Annotated in this window: 20 protein-coding genes; 12 read left to right on the top strand and 8 right to left on the bottom strand. The window is 70.6% G+C overall.

The genetic code is table 11. The features are described 5' to 3' along the window. Positions 1 to 172: 172 nt before the first annotated feature. Positions 173 to 2,257, bottom strand: coding sequence for a type IIA DNA topoisomerase subunit B (locus tag ABIA36_RS13910; protein WP_369963081.1), 2,085 nt, complete (start codon positions 2,255 to 2,257; stop codon positions 173 to 175). A gap of 243 nt (positions 2,258 to 2,500) precedes the next feature. On the opposite strand from ABIA36_RS13910, the gene ABIA36_RS13905 reads away from it, so the two are divergent. The 3 genes from ABIA36_RS13905 to ABIA36_RS13895 are packed head-to-tail and all read left to right on the top strand — an operon-like array spanning position 2,501 to position 4,613. Next, on the top strand, positions 2,501 to 2,737 hold the full coding sequence (locus ABIA36_RS13905; RefSeq protein ID WP_055915732.1) for a hypothetical protein: 237 nt from the start codon (positions 2,501 to 2,503) through the stop codon (positions 2,735 to 2,737). A gap of 53 nt (positions 2,738 to 2,790) precedes the next feature. After that, entirely contained in the window at positions 2,791 to 3,540 is a 750-nt protein-coding gene (locus tag ABIA36_RS13900; protein WP_369963080.1) for an alanine racemase, read from the top strand. Next, positions 3,537 to 4,613 carry an alanine racemase gene (locus ABIA36_RS13895; protein ID WP_369963079.1) on the top strand — a complete coding sequence of 359 codons (1,077 nt, stop codon included), beginning with the start codon at positions 3,537 to 3,539 and terminating at the stop codon, positions 4,611 to 4,613. Before ABIA36_RS13900 ends, ABIA36_RS13895 begins: the two co-directional genes overlap by 4 nt. An 18-nt stretch (positions 4,614 to 4,631) precedes the next feature. Here the strand turns inward: ABIA36_RS13895 and ABIA36_RS13890 are convergent, their stop codons facing one another. The 5 genes from ABIA36_RS13890 to ABIA36_RS13870 all read right to left on the bottom strand — a co-directional run bounded on the left by ABIA36_RS13890 (position 4,632) and on the right by ABIA36_RS13870 (position 10,529). Then, positions 4,632 to 5,360, bottom strand: coding sequence for a type 1 glutamine amidotransferase (locus ABIA36_RS13890; RefSeq protein ID WP_369963078.1), 729 nt, complete (start codon positions 5,358 to 5,360; stop codon positions 4,632 to 4,634). Then, entirely contained in the window at positions 5,357 to 6,631 is a 1,275-nt protein-coding gene (locus tag ABIA36_RS13885; protein ID WP_369963077.1) for a MurT ligase domain-containing protein, read from the bottom strand. Before ABIA36_RS13885 ends, ABIA36_RS13890 begins: the two co-directional genes overlap by 4 nt. 1 nt (position 6,632) lies before the next feature. Next, positions 6,633 to 7,970, bottom strand: a complete 1,338-nt coding sequence (locus ABIA36_RS13880) for an RNA polymerase sigma factor (RefSeq protein WP_369963076.1) — start codon at positions 7,968 to 7,970, stop codon at positions 6,633 to 6,635. A gap of 183 nt (positions 7,971 to 8,153) precedes the next feature. Continuing rightward, positions 8,154 to 9,494, bottom strand: a complete 1,341-nt coding sequence (locus tag ABIA36_RS13875) for a nitrate/nitrite transporter (RefSeq protein WP_369963075.1) — start codon at positions 9,492 to 9,494, stop codon at positions 8,154 to 8,156. Positions 9,495 to 9,572: 78 nt separating this feature from the next. Continuing rightward, positions 9,573 to 10,529 (bottom strand): proteasome assembly chaperone family protein, encoded by a 957-nt coding sequence (locus ABIA36_RS13870; protein ID WP_369963074.1) that lies wholly within the window; start codon positions 10,527 to 10,529, stop codon positions 9,573 to 9,575. Positions 10,530 to 10,647: 118 nt separating this feature from the next. On the opposite strand from ABIA36_RS13870, the gene ABIA36_RS13865 reads away from it, so the two are divergent. From ABIA36_RS13865 to sucB, 3 genes are all read left to right on the top strand, one after another. Continuing rightward, a complete protein-coding gene (locus tag ABIA36_RS13865; protein ID WP_369963072.1) occupies positions 10,648 to 12,129 on the top strand; it encodes a leucyl aminopeptidase in 1,482 nt (493 codons plus the stop codon). Positions 12,130 to 12,232: 103 nt separating this feature from the next. Then, positions 12,233 to 13,606, top strand: coding sequence for a dihydrolipoyl dehydrogenase (lpdA, locus tag ABIA36_RS13860; RefSeq protein ID WP_369963071.1), 1,374 nt, complete (start codon positions 12,233 to 12,235; stop codon positions 13,604 to 13,606). Positions 13,607 to 13,671: 65 nt separating this feature from the next. Continuing rightward, positions 13,672 to 15,183 (top strand): 2-oxoglutarate dehydrogenase, E2 component, dihydrolipoamide succinyltransferase, encoded by a 1,512-nt coding sequence (gene sucB / locus ABIA36_RS13855; RefSeq protein WP_369963070.1) that lies wholly within the window; start codon positions 13,672 to 13,674, stop codon positions 15,181 to 15,183. A gap of 68 nt (positions 15,184 to 15,251) precedes the next feature. Here sucB and ABIA36_RS13850 read toward each other — a convergent pair whose 3' ends face one another. Further along, positions 15,252 to 16,175 carry a hypothetical protein gene (locus tag ABIA36_RS13850; RefSeq protein ID WP_369963069.1) on the bottom strand — a complete coding sequence of 308 codons (924 nt, stop codon included), beginning with the start codon at positions 16,173 to 16,175 and terminating at the stop codon, positions 15,252 to 15,254. A gap of 220 nt (positions 16,176 to 16,395) precedes the next feature. On the opposite strand from ABIA36_RS13850, the gene lipB reads away from it, so the two are divergent. The 3 genes from lipB to ABIA36_RS13835 all read left to right on the top strand — a co-directional run bounded on the left by lipB (position 16,396) and on the right by ABIA36_RS13835 (position 18,962). After that, positions 16,396 to 17,112: a lipoyl(octanoyl) transferase LipB gene (lipB, locus tag ABIA36_RS13845; RefSeq protein WP_369963068.1), complete on the top strand. Its 717-nt coding sequence runs from the start codon at positions 16,396 to 16,398 to the stop codon at positions 17,110 to 17,112. Next, positions 17,109 to 18,143, top strand: coding sequence for a lipoyl synthase (gene lipA / locus ABIA36_RS13840; RefSeq protein WP_369963067.1), 1,035 nt, complete (start codon positions 17,109 to 17,111; stop codon positions 18,141 to 18,143). The genes lipB and lipA overlap by 4 nt, the downstream gene beginning before the upstream one ends. Before the next feature lie 120 nt (positions 18,144 to 18,263). Beyond that, complete coding sequence (locus ABIA36_RS13835) at positions 18,264 to 18,962, top strand: DUF4191 domain-containing protein (protein WP_369963066.1); 699 nt, start codon at positions 18,264 to 18,266, stop codon at positions 18,960 to 18,962. A gap of 38 nt (positions 18,963 to 19,000) precedes the next feature. Here ABIA36_RS13835 and ABIA36_RS13830 read toward each other — a convergent pair whose 3' ends face one another. Further along, the gene (locus ABIA36_RS13830; RefSeq protein ID WP_369963065.1) at positions 19,001 to 19,426 is read right to left on the bottom strand and encodes an RDD family protein; all 426 of its coding nucleotides are present in this window, start codon (positions 19,424 to 19,426) and stop codon (positions 19,001 to 19,003) included. Between the two features lie 167 nt (positions 19,427 to 19,593). Here ABIA36_RS13830 and glnA point away from each other — a divergent pair, with 167 nt between their 5' ends. The 3 genes from glnA (at position 19,594) to ABIA36_RS13815 (ending at position 21,950) form a co-directional block, all read left to right on the top strand. Continuing rightward, entirely contained in the window at positions 19,594 to 21,018 is a 1,425-nt protein-coding gene (gene glnA / locus ABIA36_RS13825) for a type I glutamate--ammonia ligase (protein ID WP_369963064.1), read from the top strand. 91 nt (positions 21,019 to 21,109) lie between these two features. Beyond that, positions 21,110 to 21,319, top strand: a complete 210-nt coding sequence (locus tag ABIA36_RS13820) for a hypothetical protein (RefSeq protein WP_369963063.1) — start codon at positions 21,110 to 21,112, stop codon at positions 21,317 to 21,319. A gap of 121 nt (positions 21,320 to 21,440) precedes the next feature. Beyond that, positions 21,441 to 21,950, top strand: coding sequence for a hypothetical protein (locus ABIA36_RS13815; RefSeq protein WP_369963062.1), 510 nt, complete (start codon positions 21,441 to 21,443; stop codon positions 21,948 to 21,950).

Raw genomic sequence — 21,950 nt, 5'->3', positions numbered from 1 at the left:
ACGCCGCCGCACACTCCGTAACTCCGGAGACCCCGCCTCGTCCAGTGCGGATCTCCGGAGTTACGCACGCGGTAACCAACTCCGGAGTCCCCGGCCCGACCAGGCCGGATCTCCGGAATTACGGAGACGACACGCAGTGCGTGCGCCGGATCTCCGGAGTTACGGACGGACGCTACGCGTCGATGCGGGCGCGGGACAGGTCGTCGGCCCCCGCGATGATGAACTCCTTGCGGGGCGCCACGTCGTTGCCCATCAGCAGCTCGAACACGCGGTTCGCCGCCTCGGCGTCGGAGACGCGCACGCGGCGCAGGGTCCGGTGGGCGCGGTCCATCGTCGTGGTCGCGAGCTGGTCGGCGTCCATCTCGCCGAGGCCCTTGTAGCGCTGGATGGGCTCCTGGTACTTGCGGCCGCGCTTCTTCAGGTCGGCGAGCACGGCCTGCAGCTCCGCCTCGGAGTACGTGTAGATCGTCTCGTTCGGCTTCGAGCCGGGGTTGATCGCGACCACCCGGTGCAGCGGAGGCACGGCCGCGAACACCCGGCCCTCCTCGATCATCGGTCGCATATAGCGGAAGAACAGCGTGAGCAGCAGGGTGCGGATGTGGGCGCCGTCCACGTCCGCGTCGGACATGATGATGACCTTGCCGTACCGCGCCGAGCCCAGCTCGAACGACCTTCCGGAGCCCGCGCCGATGACCTGGATGATGGCCGCGCACTCCGCGTTGGAGAGCATGTCGGAGACCGACGCCTTCTGCACGTTGAGGATCTTGCCGCGGATCGGCAGCAGCGCCTGGTACTCGCTGTCTCGCGCACGCCGGGCGGTGCCGAGCGCCGAGTCGCCCTCCACGATGAACAGCTCGCTGTTCGCCACGTCGCTCGACCGGCAGTCCACCAGCTTCGCGGGCAGCGAGGAGGTCTCCAGCGCGTTCTTGCGGCGCTGCGTCTCCTTGTGCGCGCGAGCCGAGATGCGGGACTTCATCTCCGCGACGACCTTGTCGAGCACGAGCGCCGACTGCGTCTTGTCGTCGCGTTTGGTCGACGCGAACCGCTCGGCGAGGGTCTTCTGGATGACGTTGGCGACGATCGCGCGCACGGCCGGCGTCCCGAGGACCTCTTTGGTCTGGCCCTCGAACTGCGGCTCGGGGAGACGCACCGTCAGTACGGCCGTGAGCCCGGCCATGACGTCGTCCTTCTCCAGCTTGTCCGTGCCCGCCTTGAGCCGGCGGGCGTTCAACTCCACCTGCTGGCGCAGGAACTTCAGCAGCCCCTGGTCGAAGCCGGCCTGGTGGCTGCCGCCCTTCGGCGTCGCGATGATGTTGACGAACGAGCGCATCACCGTGTCGTAGCCGGTCCCCCAGCGCAGCGCGATGTCGACCTGGCATTCGCGCTTGAGCTCGGTCGGCACCATCGCGCCGCTGTCGGAGAGCACCGGCACCGTCTCGGTGAAGTGGCCCTCCCCGGTGAGCCGCCAGGTCTCGGTGATCGGGCCGTCCGGGGCGAGGAAGTCCACGAACTCCGAGATGCCGCCGTCGTAGCTGAAGGTGGTCCGCTCGCCCTCGGCCGAGCGCTGGTCGTCGATCGTGATCGCGAGGCCAGGGACGAGGAACGCCGTCTGCCGGGCACGCCCGATCAGGTCGTCCACCGAGAACTCGGCGCCAGCGGTGAACACCTGGCGGTCGGCCCAGTACCGGATGCGCGTGCCGGTGACGCCCTTGCGCACCTTGCCGGCGATCCGCAGCTCGCTGCCACTGACGAACGGCGAGAACTTCGCGTCGGGGCTCGGCGCGCCCGCGCCGTCGTCGAACACGCCCGGCTCGCCGCGGTGGAAGGACATCGCCCAGGTCTTGCCGTCGCGGTCGACCTCGACGTCGAGGCGCTCGGAGAGCGCGTTGACGACCGACGCGCCGACGCCGTGCAGGCCGCCGGAGGCCGCGTAGGAGCCGGTGCCGAACTTGCCGCCGGCGTGCAGCTTGGTGAAGACGACCTCCACACCGGTCAGCCCGGTCTTGGGCTCCACGTCGACCGGGATGCCGCGCGCCGTGTCGCGCACCTCCACGCTGTCGTCGGGGTGCAGGATGACCTCGATCGCGGTGCCGTGCCCGGCGAGCGCCTCGTCCACGGAGTTGTCGATGATCTCCCACAGGCAGTGCATGAGGCCGCGGGAGTCGGTGGAGCCGATGTACATGCCGGGGCGCTTGCGCACCGCCTCCAGGCCCTCCAGCACCGAGAGGTGCCTCGCCGAATAGTCCGAGCTCGCCACGAGCGCTCCTTGTGTTCCTGCAGTGTTCCGGGTGTTCCTGCGGTGTTCCGGGTCGCGGCGCGCGAGACCGTGCGCCGTGCATCCTCCAGGTTACGTGCTGCTCAGGGCGATCCCGGCCCCGACACCCACGGGCCGCGAGGCTACGCGTTGAGCGAAATAGCAGCCGATACGCGCCTGGTCTCAGGGATTACGTGGTTCTATAGACGTACCGAGTTCACCGGTTGCGACGGAAAGGAGCATCACATGTCTACTATCACCTCGGAGAATGGTGCGGTTGACGAGCTCGAGTCGGGGCCGCAACTCACGGCCGCGGACCGCTGCGACAGCTGTGGCGCTCAGGCGTACATCCGCGTCGTGGTCAACAACGGCGAACTCCTCTTCTGCGCCCACCACGGCAAGAAGCACCAGGAGAAGCTCTCGCAGATCGCGCACAGCTGGCACGACGAGACGGCTCGTCTCTTCGAAGAGCAGCGCGCCTAGGTCACCGCGACCCACGCGAACGGGCTGACCGAGCGATGGCAGGAGCCACCGGCGTGCGCAGGCGCGCATTCGTCGACCTCGATGTCATCCGCTCGAACGCCACCACCGCGGCCACCGCGTCGCTCCCCGACTGCACCGCCGATCTCCGCGCGGACGCGTACGGGCACGGGCTCATCCCCGTCGCCCGGGCGCTGACCGACGCGGGGGTCGGCGGTCTTCTCGTCTCCCGGGTGGAGGACGCCGCAGACGTCGCGGACGCGGGCATCCCACTGCCGGTGACCGTCGGCTTCCCGGCCGGCCGCCACGCCCGCGGCCCCGCCCATCTGCTCGGCCCCGAACTGTTCGGCCTGACCGACGCGCCCGGCGTCGTCCCCGCGCTGCGCCTCACGGCCGAGATCATCGCCGTCAAACGCGTGGGCGCCGACCGCGGCGTCTCCTACGGCTACACCTACCGCACCGACCGCCCCAGCACGCTCGTACTGGTCGCGCTCGGCTACGCCGACGGCATCCTCCGGGTCGCCTCCAACAAGGCGCCCGTGCTGGTCGGCGAGACCACCGGCCGGATCACCGGCCGCATCGCGATGGACCAGTTCGTCGTCGACATCGGCGACGCGCACGCACAGCCGGGCGACCCGGTGGTGCTGTTCGGCGACCCGGCCCGCGGCGAGCCGTCGGCGCTCGGCTGGGAGGCCGCGCTCGGAGTCGCCGCCCCGGTCATCACGAGCCGGCTGGGCCGCCGCATCGAGCGACTGTACGGGCACTGGACCCGGAAGACACCAGCAGCGGACGGGAGCACACAGTGACCATCGTGGACGCGATCGCGGAGCCGCTCCCCCGCGCGGTCATCGACCTGGCCGCGCTGCGCCGGAACGTCGCGCACCTCACCGAGCTGATCGCCCCCGCCGAGACCATGCTCGCGGTCAAGGCCGACGCCTACGGCCACGGCCTGCTGCCGATCGCGGAGGCCGGGCTGGAGGCGGGCGCGACCTCCCTCGCCGTGCTGGAGGTGCCCGCCGGGCTCGTCCTGCGCTCCGCGGGCATCACCGTCCCACTGCTGGCCTGGCTGCACGGCGAGGACACCGACTGGCGCGAGGCGATCGAGGCCGACATCGAGCTCGGCATCTCGGCGGTCTGGCAGCTCGAGGCCATCGCGGCCGCGGGCGCCGACCGTCCGGCCGTCGTGCATCTCAAGGTCGACACCGGCCTCAGCCGCAACGGCGCCACCCGCGAACAGTGGCCGCACCTCATCGACGCCGCCCTCGAACTGGAGCGGCAGGGCGTCGTCCGCATCCGCGCGGCCTGGTCGCACCTGGCCGACGCCTCGATCGCGGACGACGAGGCCTCGCTCGCGGAGTTCCGCAGCGCGGTCGCCGAGGCCGAGGAGCGCGGCGCCCGGTTCGAGATCCTGCACCTCGCGGCGAGTTCGGCCGGCATCCGGATGCCGGAGGCCCGGTTCGACCTCGTGCGCTTCGGCATCGCCGCTTACGGCTACTCCCCGTTCGACGACTGCACCGGCGCAGACCTGGGGCTGGAGCCCGTGATGCGGCTGGAGGCCCCGGTCGTGGAGATCCACGTCGGCGGCACCACGCGCGCCCGGCTCGGGATCGGCTACGGCGACGGCGTGCCGGTGCTCGGCATCGCCAAGACCTCCGTCCTCCTCGCCGGGCAGCGCTGCCGCGTCCTCGCGGTCGACGTGGACACGATGCTCGTGGACCCCGGCCCGGCGCGCGTCGCCGTCGGCGACACCGCGGTGCTCTTCGGCTCCGGACGCGACGGGACGGTCACCGCCGAGAAGTACGCCGACTGGGCAGAGACCATCGCGGACGAGATGGTCACGGGACTGACCGTCCGCGTGCCCCGCGTCTACGAGAACTAGCCTCCGAGCAGCCCGTCGTCAGAGCGCGACGCCGAGGCGCGATGCGATGGCACGCCGCGCGTTGGTGGCGTAGCGGTCGACGCGCTCGGTCTGCGCGACCGGGGGCACCTCGCCGCGCAGCGCGGTCTGCAGCATCCGGTCGGCCAGCACCGGGTTCATCGGGAGGACCGGTCCGTGCAGGTGGGTGCCGATGGCGCTGCCGAGCACGACGCCCTCCGTCTTGTCGCCGTTGCCGAAGCCGCTCACGACTTCGCCGAGCGGGGTCGCACCTGCTGCGTCCGCGCTGAAGGTCGTGGTGGCCGAGTGGTTCTCGAAGCCCGCGAGCGTGACGCCGTCGGCCATGCGCACGACGACCTCCGCGACGTGCCGCCGCGATCCCAGCACGGCGCGGGTCGGGAACACCCCGGCGCCGGTGAGCGTCTCGCCGTCCGGCGTCACGATCTCCTCGCCGAGAAGCTGCCAGCCGCCCGCGATGGCGAGGATCGGCACTCCGGCGTCGCGCCACTGCCGCAGCCGCGGCGCGATCCGCGCGACGTCGGCGGCGACGGCGCGCTGCGACGACAGCGGGCCGGAGCCGATGTGCACGATGTCGGCGGTTGCGGGCAGCTCGGCGCCCGGTGCGTGCGTCACGACGTCGACGTCCACGCCGCGCCAGTGCGCACGCTCGGTCAGGGCGAGCACGTTGCCGGCGTCGCCGTTGATCCCGAGTTCGCGCGGGTAGAGGTGCAGGATGCGGAGGACGGTCACTTCTCGCCGCCTTCCAGGTCGAGGAACCCGAGCTGCTTGCGGATGGCCATCATCTGCTCGTAGTTGACGATCATCGTCTTGGTGCCCCGCGACGGCTTCGGCAGCGCCAGGAACGCCTGCAGTGCGGGCTTGAGCTCCGGCATCACCTGGTCGACCTCGATACCGGCGTACGCGAACCGCGTCGCGAACTGCCAAGCTTTGGTGCCGGACACGATGTCCACGTGCTCCAGCTTGGAGAGGTCGATGTCGTAGACCCAGGACGGGTCGGGCGTGCCCTCGTCCACCGCGACGAAGACCTGCTCCGGGCTGTGGCTCAGATAGTCGAGGTTGAGCTGGAGACTCGGCGGGTTCTTCATCATGATGATCTCGATGTCCTCGTCGCCGACCTTGAGGGTCTCGCCGCGGCCGTAGACCGTCCGCAGCGAGCTCATCGCCGCGACCACGCGGTCCGCCTGGAACCGGTCGCCCAGCACCCGCCGGGCCATCGCGGTCGCGCCGGCGGCGTCCACCGCGTAGTGCAGGCCGCGCGCGGGCAGCCCGATCCGGATGGACTCGCCGCCCATCGTGAGCTGCGCGCTCTGAGTCTCCAGCTTGCTGACGAACACCGCGGGCACCGGGAGGGCGCCGGCGGCGACGCCGGAGAGGTCCGCGACGTTGGCGAGGCCGTTCGGCGACGACTCGATGATGGCCGGGGCCACCGCGAACGTCGTCACGTCGCGGCCCGCGGCGGCGAGCTCGGCGCCCACGCGGGACAGGCTGTCGTCGTCGGCGTTCACCACGACGAACTCGCTCGAGCGCTCCGCGATGGTGCGCAGCATCCCGATCACGCGGGTGGGCTCGAAGAAGCGGTTGAGCTGGTCGATCTGCACGTTGAGCAGCAGCGAGCCGCGCGGCTTCAGGACGTTCGCCAGGTCGACGCCGTACGCCTCGTCCACCTCGATCACCCCGACGTCGCCGCGCACGTAGCCGTCGAGCGGAACGTCCGCGAGCAGCGCGGAGGCGATGCCCTGCGGCAGGTTGCCGCCGGACGGGTTCGTGAAGACGTTCAGTCCGTGCTCGCGCAGGATCGCGGTGAGCATGTTCGTGGTCGTCGACTTGCCGTTCGATCCGGAGACGAACACCACGCCGAGCGGGAGGCGGCTGACCGCGCGCTCGAGGAACTTCGGCGCGATCGCGAGCGCGACCCGCCCCGGCACCGCGGAGCCGCCTCCCCGCAGGCGCAGAAGCCGGCGGGCGAGGCGGCCGGCGATGACCGCCAGTCGGTAGCGCACCTTACTCGAGGTAGTCGCGCAGCGACTGCGAGCGGGACGGGTGGCGCAGCTTGGCCATCGTCTTCGACTCGATCTGCCGGATGCGCTCTCGCGTCACGCCGAAGGTGTCGCCGATCTGGTCGAGCGTCTTCGGCATGCCGTCGCCCAGGCCGAAGCGCATGCGGATCACGCCCGCCTCGCGCTCGGACAGGGAGTCGAGGAGGCTCTCGAGCTGCTTCTGCAGCATCGTGAAGCCGACCGCGTCGGCCGGCACGACCGCCTCGGTGTCCTCGATCAGGTCGCCGAACTCGCTGTCGCCGTCCTCACCCAGGGGGGTGTGCAGCGAGATGGGCTCGCGACCGTACTTCTGCACCTCGACGACCTTCTCAGGGGTCATGTCGAGCTCCTTGGAGAGCTCTTCCGGGGTGGGCTCGCGGCCGAGGTCCTGCAGCATCTGCCGCTGGACGCGGGCGAGCTTGTTGATGACCTCCACCATGTGCACCGGGATGCGGATGGTGCGGGCCTGGTCGGCCATCGCGCGGGTGATCGCCTGACGGATCCACCAGGTGGCGTAGGTCGAGAACTTGAAGCCCTTGGTGTAGTCGAACTTCTCCACCGCGCGGATCAGACCGAGGTTGCCCTCCTGGATCAGGTCCAGGAACTGCATGCCGCGGCCGGTGTAGCGCTTGGCGAGGCTGACCACGAGGCGCAGGTTGGCGCCGAGCAGGTGGCTCTTCGCGCGCTGGCCGTCGCGGGCGACCCAGCGCAGCTCGCGCTCGAGCTCCTTGGGCATGTTCGGAGTGTTCGCGAGCTTGTCCTCCGCGAACAGGCCGGCCTCGATGCGCATCGCGAGCTCGACCTCCTCCGCGGCGTTCAGCAGCGGGACCTTGCCGATCTGCTTGAGGTAGTCCTTGACGGGGTCGGCGGTCGCGCCGGTGATCGTCGTGGAGTACACGGGGATGTCGTCGTCCTCGTCCACGGCGCGCAGCACGAGGGCGTCGGTCGGCAGCGGAGCGTCCGCGGCGGCCTGCACGGCCGCAGCCTCGCCCTTGGGGCCGGAGCCCTCGACGTCGTCCGCCTCCGCGTCGTCGCCCTCGGTCTCCTCGGCGTCGTCGCCGGCGACGGAGTCGTCGACCACCACGTCGGGCGTGTCATCCTCGTCGATCTCGACCACGGCGTCCTCGTCGACCTCCGCGTCGTCGTCGCCCTTGGCCTTGGTGGCGGCCTTTTTGGGCGCAGCCTTCTTCGCCGGCGCCTTGGCCGTCGTCTTCTTCGCCGCGGGCTTGGTGGCCGCAGCGCTCTCCTCGGTCTCCTCGACCGCCTCGGCCTCGCGGGCCTTGGTTGCTGCACGGGTTGCCATGTGCCTACCTTCCATACAAGCGAGGGCTTTCAAACTGGGCGGGAGGGCGCTGGTGCATCCCCCCGTAGCACCTGCCTGAGGTCGCGTGCGGACATTACTAAGACCCATGTCAAGCCTTGGGCTGTTGCGCCGGGCACCATCAAGTGCTCCGACCCCAAGAACATGAACGGGTCCAGTCATCTATTATTGCACGTTCTCGCCGGGCTCCCGACCATCCCGCCTGCGCCAAACGTCTACCAGTGCAACCCACAATGGGGCCACTTCTATTCCCTCCTCCTCCGCGAGGAGGCGGCGGGTGCGCCTGCGGGCGCGGACGAGGAAGACGACGCCGAGGCCGATGATCACGTACTGGACGCCGAACGCCCAGCGGAAGGAGTCCAGGGCGTAGAGTCCGGCGACCGTGTGCGCGGTGTTCTGGGCGTCCAGGGCGAGCCCGATGAGGAACATCATCACGAAGCTCGCGAGGAAGCCGCCGACGTTGACGATGCCGTTGGCGGAGCCGAGGCTGTGCAGCGGGTTGGAGGTGCGGGCGAAGTCGAACCCGATCAGCGAGCCGGGGCCGCCGATCCCGATGGCCACCAGCACGAGGATCAGCAGCCAGAGCGGCGGCGTCCCCGGCCAGAGCAGCAGCAGCGCCCAGACGATCCCCATCATCCCGACGATCGCGAGCACCAGGTTGCTGCGCCGCAGCGGGAAGCGCGCGGTCAGCAGACCGAGGATCGGGCCGGCGATCAGTCCCGCGACGACGGAGACGATCAGCAGGCCGCTGGCCTCCGCCGGGGCGATCCCGAGAGCGAACACCATGAACGGCAGGCCCCACATCAGGCTGAACACGGTGCCGGAGGACTGCGTGGTGAAGTGCGACCAGAAGCCGAGCTGGGTCCCCGGCCGGGCGAGGCTGATCCGGAGCTGACGCAGCGACTCGCCCCAGGTCGCCGGGCGCGGTCCCTCGCTCGAACCGGCGGGCCGGTCGCGGATCGTGGCGACGATCCCGATCAGCGCGACGACCGACAGCGACGCCGCACTCAGGAACGCGGTCGTCCAGCCGGTCTGGTGGAGCAGCAGGGCGAACGGGATGGCCGAGAGCACCTGGCCGAGCTGGCCGATGTTGCCGATCCACTGCGAGAGCTGCGGCACGATCCGGCCGCGGAACCAGGAGTTGACCAGACGCATGAGCGAGGTGAACACGGTCGCGTCGCCCGCTCCGACGAGGATGCGGCCGACGATGGCCAGCGCGATGGTCGGCGCGAACGCGACCGTCACCTGCCCGACGACCATCAGGGCCGTCCCCGCGATCATCAGCGCCCGCGAGCCGACCCGGTCGATCAGGACGCCGACCGGAACCTGCATCCCCGCGTAGACGATGAGCTGGACGACGGCCATCGAGGAGAGGACGGCGGCCGAGACGTGGAAGCGGTCGGTCGCTGCGACGCCCGCGACGCCGATGCTCGTGCGCTGCATGACGGCGACGAGGTAGGCGAAGACCCCGATCCCGAAGATGACCCAGGACCGACGCGAATTCACCAGACGATCCTACGCCCGGCGCACAGGCCGCCAGGTCACAGCAGCCGCCCCGTCACAGCACGGGGGCCGCGCCCGGGGTCAGCGGTCGGTGCGCGGGTCGTCATCGTCGCCGCGACCGTCGCCACGACGGTCGTCGCCGTGCCGGCGGAAGGCCAGGAAGTTCTCCAGCTCGGCCGCGATCTCGTCGGCGCTGGGCAGTTCGCCGTCGCTGTCGGTCAGCGGCGAACGGAGCTGCGTGTCCTCCATGTATGTGTCGTGCCGCTCCTCCAGCGTGCCGACCAGCTTGCCGAGCTCGACGTTGCCCGCGACCTGCTCGTCGATGTTCGCGACGAACTCGCGGTCCTCCTCGCGCAGGCGGTCGGTCGGGAAGATGAGGCCGGTCGCAGCGCTGATGCTCTCCAGCCCCGCGATGGCGGCGGCCGGGTACTCGGTGTCGGCCAGGTAGTGCGGGATGAGCAGGACGAAGCCGGCGATCGGGTACGAGAGCTGCTGCAGCCGGTACTCGAGCAGGTGCAGGGCGTTGCCGGGCACCTGGGTCTGCGGCTTCCAGATCGACATCCCCTCGATCAGGTCGCGGCGGTTGCCGCTGACCGTGACGCCGATGGGCCGGGTGTGCGGCACCGGCATCGGGATGGAGTGCACCCACGTGACGCTCTTGACGTTGTAGCGCTCGATGAGCCCGAGCACGGCCTCGGTGAAGGCCTCCCAGCGGAAGTCGGGCTCGAACCCGGAGAGGAAGAGGAACGGCTGGCGCAGCTCGTCGTAGACCAGGTGCAGCTTAAGCGTCGACGGCTGGTAGTCGGCCAGGTGGTCCTGGTCGAAGTAGATGATCGGCCGGCGGGCGCGGTAGTCGAGCAGGATGTCGGCGTCGAAGGTCGCGACGACCTCGCTGTCGAGAGTTCCGAGCAAATAGGTGCCGAGCTGGCTGACGCCCGAGCCGGCGTCGGCGAACCCGGTGAGCCCCGCGATCAGCGGCAGGCCCTCCGGCACCGTCAGTGCCGGGTTGAGCTCGTACAGTTCGCCGGGGTCTCGCATAGATCAACTCTAGGCCGCGCACCGGAGTGGGGCGTGGCACGCGAGCCCGCTCGCAGCACGCCCACAGCGAACAGGCGGCCTCCGCTGCCGCAGGTCGTTCAGCGGTTAGGGTCGAGACATGACGCCTCCCGCCCTCAGCCTCTCGCCCGCTCCCTCCTCCTCCGCCGACGTCCTGGTGCTCGCCGCGCGCTCCGGCGCCGACGGCGTCACCGTGCTGTCGGCCTCGGCCCCGGACGGGCTGGACCGGGAGCTCGCGGCGGTCGGCTTCGGCGGCGGCAAGGACGAGCTGGTCCGCCTCCCCGGCGCCGCGGGCGGCCCCGGGCTCGCCGTGGTCGGCCTCCCGGAGCCGGTGGACGAGGACGCGCTGCGGTACGCCGCGGGCACCGCGATCCGGCAGCTCGCCGGGGTCGGCTCCGTCGCGCTCGACCTGCCGGCCGAGGACGACGCCCGTCTCGGCGCGGTGCTCGAAGGAGCGGCGCTCGGCGCGTACGCCTTCACCGACTACCGCTCCGCGAGCCGCGCGGCGGTCAAGGCCCCGGTCGAGACGATCGCGGTCATCGGCGAGTCCGCTGCGGCGGACGCCCTCGTGGCGCGCGCCGCTGCCGTCTCCGCCGCGGCCGCACTGGTCAAGGACCTGGTCAACACTCCCCCGCTCGACCTCTACCCCGCGTCGTTCACCTCGCGGGTCGAGGAGGCCGTCGAGGGCCTGCCCGTCACCGTCGAGGTGTGGGACGAGCGCCGGCTGGAGTCCGAGGGCTTCGGCGGCATCCTCGGCGTCGGGCAGGGCTCGGTGCGCCCGCCGCGGCTGGTGAAGGTCGACTACGCGCCCGCGGGAGCTGCGAAGCACCTCGCCCTGGTCGGCAAGGGCATCACGTTCGACTCCGGCGGCCTCTCGCTCAAGCCGGCCTCCGGAATGGTGGGGATGAAGTACGACATGACCGGCGCGGCGACCGTGCTCGCCGTGGCCCTGGCCGCCGCCCGGCTCGCGCTGCCGGTGCGCGTGACAGCGTGGCTGTGCCTGGCCGAGAACATGCCGTCCGGCTCCGCCATCCGCCCGAACGACGTGCTCCGCATGCGCGGCGGCCGCACGGTGGAGGTGCTCAACACCGACGCCGAGGGCCGGCTCGTGCTCGCGGACGGCCTGGTCGCCGCCGGCGAAGAGCACCCGGACGCCATCGTCGACGTCGCCACGCTGACCGGCGCCGCGATGGTCGCCCTCGGCACCCGCTACGCCGCCGTCATGGGCTCCGACGACCTGGTCGGCGACGTCCTCGCCGCCGCGAAGGCCTCCGGCGAGCTGCTCTGGCCGATGCCGCTGGCGAGCGAGCTGCGCGCGACGATCAACTCCGACGTCGCCGACATCGCCAACGCCAACCCGGGGGTGACCGCGGGCGGGATGCTGCTGGCCGGCGTCTTCCTGCAGGAGTTCATCGGGCGCACCGGCGACGAGGACGATGCACCGCGCATCCCGTGGGCGCACCTCGACATCGCAGGTCCCGCCAAGGGGCCGTCCGCTCCGTACGGCTTCACCGGCAAGGGACCGTCCGCCGTCAGCGTACGGGCGCTTATCCGTTTGGCCGAGGACTTTTCCCAGAGGTAGTAGGGTCGTATGGGCAGGAAAATCCTGCCCATGCAACGCCTGCCCCACGTCATCCCCCGGGGCAGGATCGTGTCACGAATCCTGATGCGCGAGGAGTAGCTGGGTGTCTGAGCAGAACTTTGACATTGTGGTGCTCGGCGGTGGGAGTGGAGGCTACGCAGCAGCGCTGCGTGCGGCCGAGCTCGGTTTCACCGTCGGCATGATCGAGAAGGACAAGGTCGGCGGCACCTGCCTGCACCGCGGCTGTATCCCGACCAAGGCGCTGCTGCACGCGGCCGAGGTCGCGGACTACTCGCGGGAGTCGGCCAAGTACGGCATCGTCACCGAGCTCAAGGGCGTCGACATCAACGGCGTGACCGAGTACCGCCAGAGCATCATCGCCAAGAAGTACAAGGGCCTCCAGGGCCTGGTGAAGGCCCGCGGCATCACCGTGATCGAGGGCGAGGGCAAGCTGACCTCCCCGACGACGGTGCAGGTCGGCGACGACACCATCACCGGCAAGAACGTCATCCTCGCCACCGGCTCCTACTCGCGCAGCCTCCCGGGCCTCGAGATCGGCGGCCGCGTGATCACCAGCGAGCAGGCCCTCGAACTCGACTTCGTCCCGAAGAAGGTCGCGGTCCTCGGCGGCGGCGTCATCGGCGTCGAGTTCGCCAGCGTCTGGAAGTCCTTCGGCGCCGAGGTGACCATCATCGAGGCCCTCCCGCACCTCGTCCCCAACGAGGACGAGTCCATCAGCAAGGGCCTCGAGCGCGCCTTCCGCCGCCGCGGCATCGACTACCGCCTCGGCGTCCGGTTCTCCGGCGTCAGCCAGAACGAGAACGGCGTCGTCGTCTCGCTCGAGGACGGCAGCACGGTCGAGGCGGAGCTGCTGCTCGTCGCGGTCGGCCGCGGCCCGCTCACGGCCGGCATGGGCTACGACGAGGTCGGCATCACGCTCGACCGCGGCTTCGTCATCACCGACGAGCGCCTCCAGACCAACATCCCGGGCGTCTACGCCGTCGGCGACATCGTCCCCGGCCTGCAGCTCGCGCACCGCGGCTTCCAGCAGGGCATCTTCGTGGCCGAGGAGATCGCGGGCCTGAACCCGATCATCGTCCCCGACGTCAACATCCCGAAGGTCACCTACTGCGACCCCGAGGTCGCCTCGATCGGCCTCAGCGAGGCCAAGGCGGCGGAGCAGTACGGCGCCGACGCGATCACGAGCTACGACTACAGCCTGGCCGGCAACGGCAAAAGCGAGATCATCGGCACCAGCGGCACCGTCAAGGTCGTCCGCGTCAACGACGGCCCCGTCGTCGGCGTGCACATGATCGGCGCGCGCGTGGGCGAGCTCATCAGCGAGGCGCAGCTCGTCGTCAACTGGGAGGCGTACCCGGAGGACATCGCGCCCTTCGTTCACGCGCACCCGACGCAGAGCGAGTCGCTCGGCGAGGCCTTCCTGTACCTCGCGGGCAAGCCGCTGCACACCCTCTAAACGCGTCCGCCGCGCGAGCGGCTGCAATAAGCTACTGAACGATCAGGTTTGAAGGAGAAAAGCTCATGAGCGAATCCGTCAGCCTCCCGGCACTCGGCGAGAGTGTCACGGAAGGCACGGTCACCCGCTGGCTGAAGAACGTTGGCGACCGTGTCGAGGTGGACGAGCCCTTGCTCGAAGTCTCGACCGACAAGGTCGACACCGAGATCCCCTCGCCCGTCGCGGGCGTCATCGAGGCGATCCTGGTGCAGGAGGACGAGACGGTCGAGGTGGGCACTGCGCTCGTGACGATCGGCGACGGCTCCGGTGCGGGCGAGGCTCCGGCCGCCGCGCCGGAGGCGGAGGCCGCCCCGGCCGAGGCCGCGCCGGCTCCGGCCGCTGAGGCTGCGCCGGCTCCGGCCGCCGAGGCCGCGCCGGCCCCTGCCGCCGAGGCCGCGCCGGCTCAGGAGGCTCCGGCCCCCGCTGCCGAGCCGGCCCCGGCCGCACCCGCACAGGAGGCGCCTGCCGCTGCTCCCGCCCCCGCTGCGGAGCCGGCCCCGGCCGCTCCCGCACAGGAGGCTCCCGCCGCTGCTCCGGCCCCGGCCGCTGCCCCGGCTCCCGCTGCTGCCCCGGCTCCGGCCCCGGCTGCTGCGCCGGCCCCGGCCGCCGAGGCTCCCGCCACGTCGGGCGGCGCTCACGCCGGCACCTCCGGATACGTGACCCCGATCGTCCGCAAGCTCGCCAACGAGCACGGCGTCGACCTGGCGAACGTGACCGGCACCGGCGTCGGCGGACGCATCCGCAAGGAGGACATCCTCGCGGCAGCCGCTCCGGCCGCTGCCGCCGCTGCTCCGGCCGCCGCGCCTGTGGTCGAGGTGTCCCCGCTCCGCGGAACCACGCAGAAGATGTCCCGTCTGCGCAAGGTCGTCGCCGAGCGCGCCGTCGTCTCGATGCAGTCGACCGCGCAGCTCACCACGGTGGTCGAGGTCGACGTGACCAAGGTCGCCGCGCTGCGCGACAAGGTGAAGGGCGACTTCCTCGCCAAGACCGGCACGAAGCTCTCCTTCCTGCCGTTCTTCGCGCTCGCGGCCGCCGAGGCGCTGAAGGCCTACCCGGTCATCAACGCCACGGTCGACGGCGACAGCATCGTCTACCCGGACCACGAGAACATGTCGATCGCGGTCGACACCGAGCGCGGCCTGCTGACCCCGGTCATCCGCAACGCCTCGGACCTCGACATCGCGGGCCTCGCCCGTGAGATCGCAGACCTCGCCGAGCGCACCCGCGACAACCGCCTCAAGCCGGACGAGCTGGCCGGCGGCACGTTCACGCTGACCAACACCGGTTCGCGCGGCGCGCTGTTCGACACCCCGGTCGTCTTCCTCCCGCAGGTCGCCATCCTGGGCACGGGCATCGTCACCAAGAAGCCGGTCGTCATCACGGCCGACGGCTCGGACTCCATCGCGATCCGCTCGACGGTGTACCTCGCCCTGTCGTACGACCACCGCATCGTCGACGGCGCCGACGCCGCGCGCTTCCTCGTCGCGGTGAAGAACCGCCTCGAGGGCGGCGCGTTCGAGGGCAGCCTCGGCATCTGAACCACCTGACGGAACGGCCCGGCCCCGCGAGGAGCCGGGCCGTTCCGCGTTTCCGGGGAGGCTCAGCGTCAGCGCGAGCCGTCCTGACCGGGCACGACCATCAGCAGCACGGTGACGGCCACCAGCGGCGAGCAGGCGACGGCGACCAGTCTCGGTCGTGCGACGATCCAGCCGCGCACCACCTCCATCCCGCGCGCGACGGGACGGTCGCCCAGCAGATCGAGCGCCCGCTCCAGGAGGCCGAGGACGTCCCGGCCCCGTGCTCCCCTCGCGCCGCCGCGTTCTCGGCGATCGGCCCTGCGACCGTCGTCCGCAGCCGGATCGCCGCGCGCGGACGCGTGCAAGACGCCGGGCGGACCGTTCCGCGCCGGGCGCACCGCGGTCGGGTCGGCAGCCCGCAGAAGGCCGGCGACGACGTCCTCCCAGCTCCCGTGCCGCCGGTCGGTGGCCGCGGCCTGGACGGTGGCGCCCCGTCCCTGCGTCACGGCGCGGCACAGCGTGCCGGCCAGCTCCGCGAAGCCGGCGACGTCCTCCCCCATCGTCCGTTGATCGAGCTCCCGGAGGCGGTCGATCCCGGTCAGGACCGGGCAGCCGTCGTCGCGGAGGCCGACGTGCGCCGGCCCGAGCACGACTCCGCCACGCCCGGCCCGATGCAGGCCGGAGAGCCCCCGTGCCGTCGCTACGAGCACCGTGACGGCCTCGCCCGCGGTCAGCCCACCGTCGGCGGCGAGGAGGTCGTCGAGCGTGCCACCAGCCGGATGCTCCCGCAGCCGGACCATCACGTCGCCCCGGCTCGCCAGGCGATCTCGCGGCGGCGGCACCGCGCGCGGCAGGTGCGATGACGCGACGCCGTCCCACGCCATCCCGACGCCGGCCCCCTTCGCGCTGGCCACCGTGAGCACTGCCTCCCCCCGCAACTCACCACCCGCGACGACGACCGACACCTCGTCTTCAACGCCCGTCGCATCCCGGGGCGCGCGTCGCTCGACCACCTGCCACCCTTCTGCCGCCGCGATTCCCGCCGCGCACCTCACGACGTCCACCGGTCTCCGTCTCCGCACCATGCCCTCAGTACACGCCACCCGGAACCACCCCGACCCCGCCGTCCGAGGATCGGTGCACAACTCGCTCGCGCCTCCGACCTGTGCAGGACTTCAGCCGCATCCGAGCGCGATGGACATTTTCTGTACTCAGTCCATTTAGGATGCCTGTATGACGATCTTCGATGTCTCCGGACTCGGCGGGCAGCGCGTCCCGTACGACGACGGTCTCCGCCAGCAGCGCAGCACCCACGCCGACGTGGCCGCGGGCCGCACGGCCGACACGGTCCTCCTGCTCGAGCACGCCCCGGTTTTCACCGCGGGCAAGCGCACCTCCCCCGACGAACGACCCACCGACGGCACCCCCGTGATCGACGTGGACCGCGGCGGGAAGATCACCTGGCACGGGCCCGGCCAGCTCGTCGGCTATCCGATCCTGCGCCTGGCCGAGCCGATCGACGTCGTCGGCTATGTCCGCTGGCTCGAAGGCATCCTGATCGAGGTGCTCGCGGAGCTCGGCGTGCCGGGCGAGCGCGTGGAGGGCCGCTCCGGCGTGTGGCTGCCGGGGCACGGCACGACGCCCGACGGGAGCCCGGCGGACGAGAAGATCGCCGCCATCGGCATCCGCGTCGCCGAAGGCGTCACGATGCACGGCTTCGCCCTCAACTGCTCCAACAGCCTGGACCCCTACGAGAAGATCGTCGCGTGCGGCATCCGCGACGCGGGCGTGACCACGATCTCCCGCGTCCTCGGCCGCACCGTGACGCCCCAGGACGTCGCTCCCCTCATCCAGGCCGCACTCGACCGGGCGCTGGCCGACGCGTCCTCCAGCCCCATCGCAGCCGCGCACACGACGACCCCCACGACCGCGACGGAGGTCGCCGCATGACCGCCGAACCCCAGGCCGCTGGAACGCAGGCCGCCGCACCCCACGCCACCGAACCCCAGGGCCGCCGAATGCTCCGCCTGGAGGTGCGCAACGCGCAGACGCCGATCGAGCGCAAGCCCGCGTGGATCAAGACCAAGGCCAAGATGGGCCCCGAGTATCGCCAGCTCCAGAACCTGGTCAAGTCCGAGGAGCTGCACACGGTCTGCCAGGAGGCCGGCTGCCCGAACATCTACGAGTGCTGGGAGGACCGCGAGGCGACCTTCCTCATCGGCGGCTCGCAGTGCACCCGGCGCTGCGACTTCTGCCAGATCGACACCGGCAAGCCCGCCGACTTCGACCGGGACGAGCCGCGCCGCGTCGGCGAGTCGGTGGCGAAGATGGGCCTGCGCTACTCGACGGTCACCGGCGTGGCCCGCGACGACCTCCCGGACGAGGGCTCGTGGCTCTACGCCGAGACGATCCGCGAGATCCACCGGCAGAGCCCGGGCACCGGCGTGGAGATCCTGGTGCCCGACTTCTCCGGCAACCCCGAGTACCTCGGCGAGGTGTTCTCGGCCCGGCCGGAGGTGTTCGCGCACAACGTCGAGACCGTGCCGCGCATCTTCAAGCGCATCCGGCCGGCGTTCCGCTACGAGCGCTCCCTCGACGTGATCACCCAGGGCCGCGCGGCCGGCCTGATCACCAAGTCGAACCTCATCCTCGGGATGGGCGAGGAACGCGAGGAGATCAGCCAGGCGCTCCGCGACCTCCACGACGCGGGCACGGACATCATCACGATCACCCAGTACCTGCGGCCGAGCCCGCGCCACCTCCCGGTCGCGCGCTGGGTGCACCCGGACGAGTTCGTCGAGCTGAAGCAGGAGGCCGAGGAGATCGGCTTCCTCGGTGTCCTCTCGGGCCCGCTGGTGCGCTCGTCGTACCGCGCGGGGCGGCTGTGGGCGCAGTCGATGGCGGCCAAGGGACGCGAGGTCCCGGCCGAGCTGCAGCACCTCGCGGACGCGTCGGCGGGCTTCGCGCAGGCCGTCTCCTGAGGCCGCTCCCTGCACCGATCGGGGAGGCCGCGCGACCCGCTGAGCGCGGCCTCCCGATCGCCGCTACGCCCGCCGTGAACAGGTCATCAGGGAGCCGGGCGAGCCGGTATCCTTGTCTCTATGGCACGTAAGGACAAGTCCACCAAGGAGCCCGGTCGGCTGAAGCAGATGTGGCAGGTCTTCCAGATGACCCGCCGCTACGACGACCGCGCGCTGCTCTACATCGTGGGCGGAATCGTGCTGCCGACGCTGGCGGGCATCGCGATGGCGGTGTTCCTCTCGGGCGGCAACGTCTTCTCGATGGTGGTCTGGATCCTCGCGGGCGTGCTCGCCGGTGTGCTCGTCGGCCTCATCATCCTGGGCCGCCGCGCCGAGCGCGCCGCGTACTCGCAAATCGAGGGCCAGCCGGGCGCCGTGGGCGCGGTGCTGCGCAGCTCGCTCAAGCGGAGCTGGCGCGGCTCGGAGATGCCGATCGCCGTCAACGGCAAGACGCAGGACGCGGTCTACCGCGCCACCGGCCGCGGCGGCGTCGTGCTCATCAGCGAGGGCCCCAAGACCCGCACCCAGCGCATGGTCGACGAGGAGCGCCGCAAGATCAACCGCGTGCTGCCCAACGTCCCCGTGACCGTCATCTCGGTCGGCCCGGACGCCGACTCGGTGGCCCTGCACAAGGTCCCGCGTACGCTGTCCAAGATCAAGCCGACCCTCACCAAGGCCGAGGTCATCGCGATCAGCAACCGCCTGGCGTCGCTCGAGAACGCGATGCCGATCCCCAAGGGCGTCGACCCGATGAAGGTGCGCGCGCAGCGAGCGCGCTGAGTAGTCCCGGCATCACACCGCCGGGCCCCTCGCCGCGATTACGCGCGGATGAGGACGGTACCGGCGACCTTGTCGTGGAAGCCGCGCTGGTCGGAGTCCCACACCAGCGCGGGGATCACGAGGCAGAGCAGCACGGTGCGGACCACCGGCCGCCACACGCCCACCCAGCCGCCGGCGAGCGCGACCACGCGCAGCCCGAAGATCCGGTGGCCGATGCTGCCGCCGATCGTGGGGATGAACACGACCTGCATCAGGGCGAAAATGCCGATGTTCGCCCACGAGTCGTAGTGGAAGAACGCCAGCGAGATCAACGAGGCGAGCGCCCAGTCGACCACGATCGCTCCGAGACGGCGGCCGAGCCGCCCCACCGAACGCGGGCCCGCCTCCGGGAGGCCGAGCCGCTCGCCCGGGTAACGGCTGGGGGCGAGGTCGCCGAAGCGGGAGGGCGGGGTGTTCTGCGGCACTCAACGAGTTTACCGACCCGGCCTGACCACTCGCCGGGCCGCACCAGGCAGCGCACGGCGTAACATGCCGGAAACATTTGCGTCACCGGAGGGAAACGGCCTCCCCCTAGCGTGTAGCTTGGGCTGCACGTGCAGTCCGTCACCGCAAGCCATTGGGAGTCCTCCGTATGTTCCGTGATTCTTCCGAGGTGCTCAAGTTCATCAAGGACACCGACGTCAAGTTCCTTGATATCCGCTTCACCGATCTGCCCGGTGTTCAGCAGCACTTCAACATCCCCGCCGCGACCGTCGACGAGGAGTTCTTCTCCGTCGGCCAGCTCTTCGACGGTTCTTCGATCCGCGGCTTCGCGTCGATCCACGAGTCGGACATGCAGCTCATCCCGGATGTCTCGACCGCGTACATCGACCCGTTCCGCGTCGAGCGCACGCTGATCATGGTCTTCGACATCTACAACCCCCGCAACGGCGAGATCTACGCGAAGGACCCGCGTCAGGTTGCCAAGAAGGCGGAGAAGTACCTCGCCTCCACGGGCATCGCGGACACCGCGTTCTTCGCTCCCGAGGCCGAGTTCTACATCTTCGACGACGTCCGCTACGAGGTGAAGCAGAACGCGAGCTTCTACGCGGTGGACTCCGAGGAGGGCGCTTGGAACTCGGGCCGCGTCGAAGAGGGCGGCAACCTCGGCAACAAGACCCCGTACAAGGGCGGCTACTTCCCGGTCAGCCCGGTCGACAAGCAGGCCGACCTGCGCGACGACATCTCCCTGAAGCTGATCGACGCCGGCCTCGTCCTGGAGCGCGCGCACCACGAGGTGGGCACCGGCGGCCAGGCCGAGATCAACTACCGCTTCGACACGATGGTCCACGCGGCGGACGACCTTCTGAAGTTCAAGTACATCGTGAAGAACACGGCCGAGCTGTGGGGCAAGACCGCCACGTTCATGCCGAAGCCGCTCTTCGGCGACAACGGCTCTGGCATGCACACCCACCAGTCGCTGTGGAACGACGGCAAGCCGCTGTTCTACGACGAGGCCGGCTACGGCGGCCTGTCCGACATCGCCCGCTGGTACATCGGCGGCCTCCTCAAGCACGCCCCGGCGGTGCTGGCGTTCACGAACCCGACGGTGAACTCGTTCCACCGCCTGGTCCCCGGCTTCGAGGCCCCGGTCAACCTGGTCTACTCGGCCGGCAACCGCTCGGCGTCCATCCGTATCCCGATCACGGGCACCAACCCGAAGGCCAAGCGCATCGAGTTCCGCGCGCCGGACGCCTCGGGCAACCCGTACCTCGCGTTCGCCGCCCAGCTCATGGCCGGCCTCGACGGCATCAAGAACCGCATCGAGCCGCACGAGCCGGTCGACAAGGACCTCTACGAGCTCCCGCCCGAGGAGGCCCGCAACATCCCGCAGGTCCCGGCGACCCTCAGCGAGGCGCTCGACGCGCTCGAGGCCGACCACGACTTCCTCGTCGCAGGCGGCGTGTTCACCCCGGAGCTCATCGAGACCTGGATCGAGTACAAGCGCGAGAAGGAGATCAAGCCCCTCGCGCAGCGCCCGCACCCGTTCGAGTACGAGCTGTACTACGGGGTGTAAGCAGAAACCCGCGTCATCACGATAAGAGCCCGCCCGTAGCTTACGGGCGGGCTCTTATCGTCTCGTCACCTCGGACCGTATCGTTGGGTCTATGGCGCTTCGAGACGAGATCGACAAGCTGTTCTACGACGCCGAGCAGAGTGTGGCGGCCAGCATGTCGCTGCCTGGTGTTGCGCCCGGACCCGGTTCTGTTGACCCGTTCACAAGGCAAGTGAACGCGCGGTTCGTTGCCATCCGTAGCTCGCTTGTTCTTCTGGCGGATCGAATCGACGCCCTCGAAGCGCGTGCGGGCCGAGGGTAGGACCTGCCCCTACGACGGCGGCGAGTGACGGCCGCACACCCCCGACGTGCGCCCGCCCAGCCGCACGGCTACGGTTGTCCAGGGAGTCCGCATCCGTAAGCGGGACGGGCGAGGAGGAGCCATGGCGCACAGAGACCTGACCGAGGTGCTCGAGGAGGTCGGCCGGTCCCTCACGGGAGAGGCCTGGCTGCGGTTGCGCAGCGACGACCGCGCCGAGTGGTTCGGGCACTTCGTCAGCGGCATCGCGCTCGCCGTCGGGCTCCGGCCCATCGAGCACGTGGACTCCGGGGTGCGCGTCGACGACGTCGGCGTGTTCTCGGCCAAGGTGGTGGTCTTCACCGACAACACGATCGTGTTCGCCGACGCCATCGGGCGGAGCGCCGATCCGTACGACGTGGCGACGACCGTCGTGGCGCGGCCCCGCTCCGGGCTGGCCCAGCTCACGATCTCGGATGCCAACTCGGCCTTCCGGCGCGACCTGTTCGACCCGTGGCCGGGCGACTTCAAGGTCACGGCCGAGTGGTCGTACGGCGCCAAGGTGACGTTCCCGTTGAGCCCGATCGAGACGGACGACCATCGCGCGCGGTTCAGCGCGCTCTACGCGGCGCTGATCGACGCGCTGGGCGAGTAG

The sequence above is a fragment of the Leifsonia sp. EB34 genome, from assembly GCF_041260585.1.
Taxonomy (GTDB): domain Bacteria; phylum Actinomycetota; class Actinomycetes; order Actinomycetales; family Microbacteriaceae; genus Leifsonia.
The sequence above is the reverse complement of the archived record's forward strand: the minus strand, read 5'-3'. Positions and strand labels throughout refer to the sequence as shown.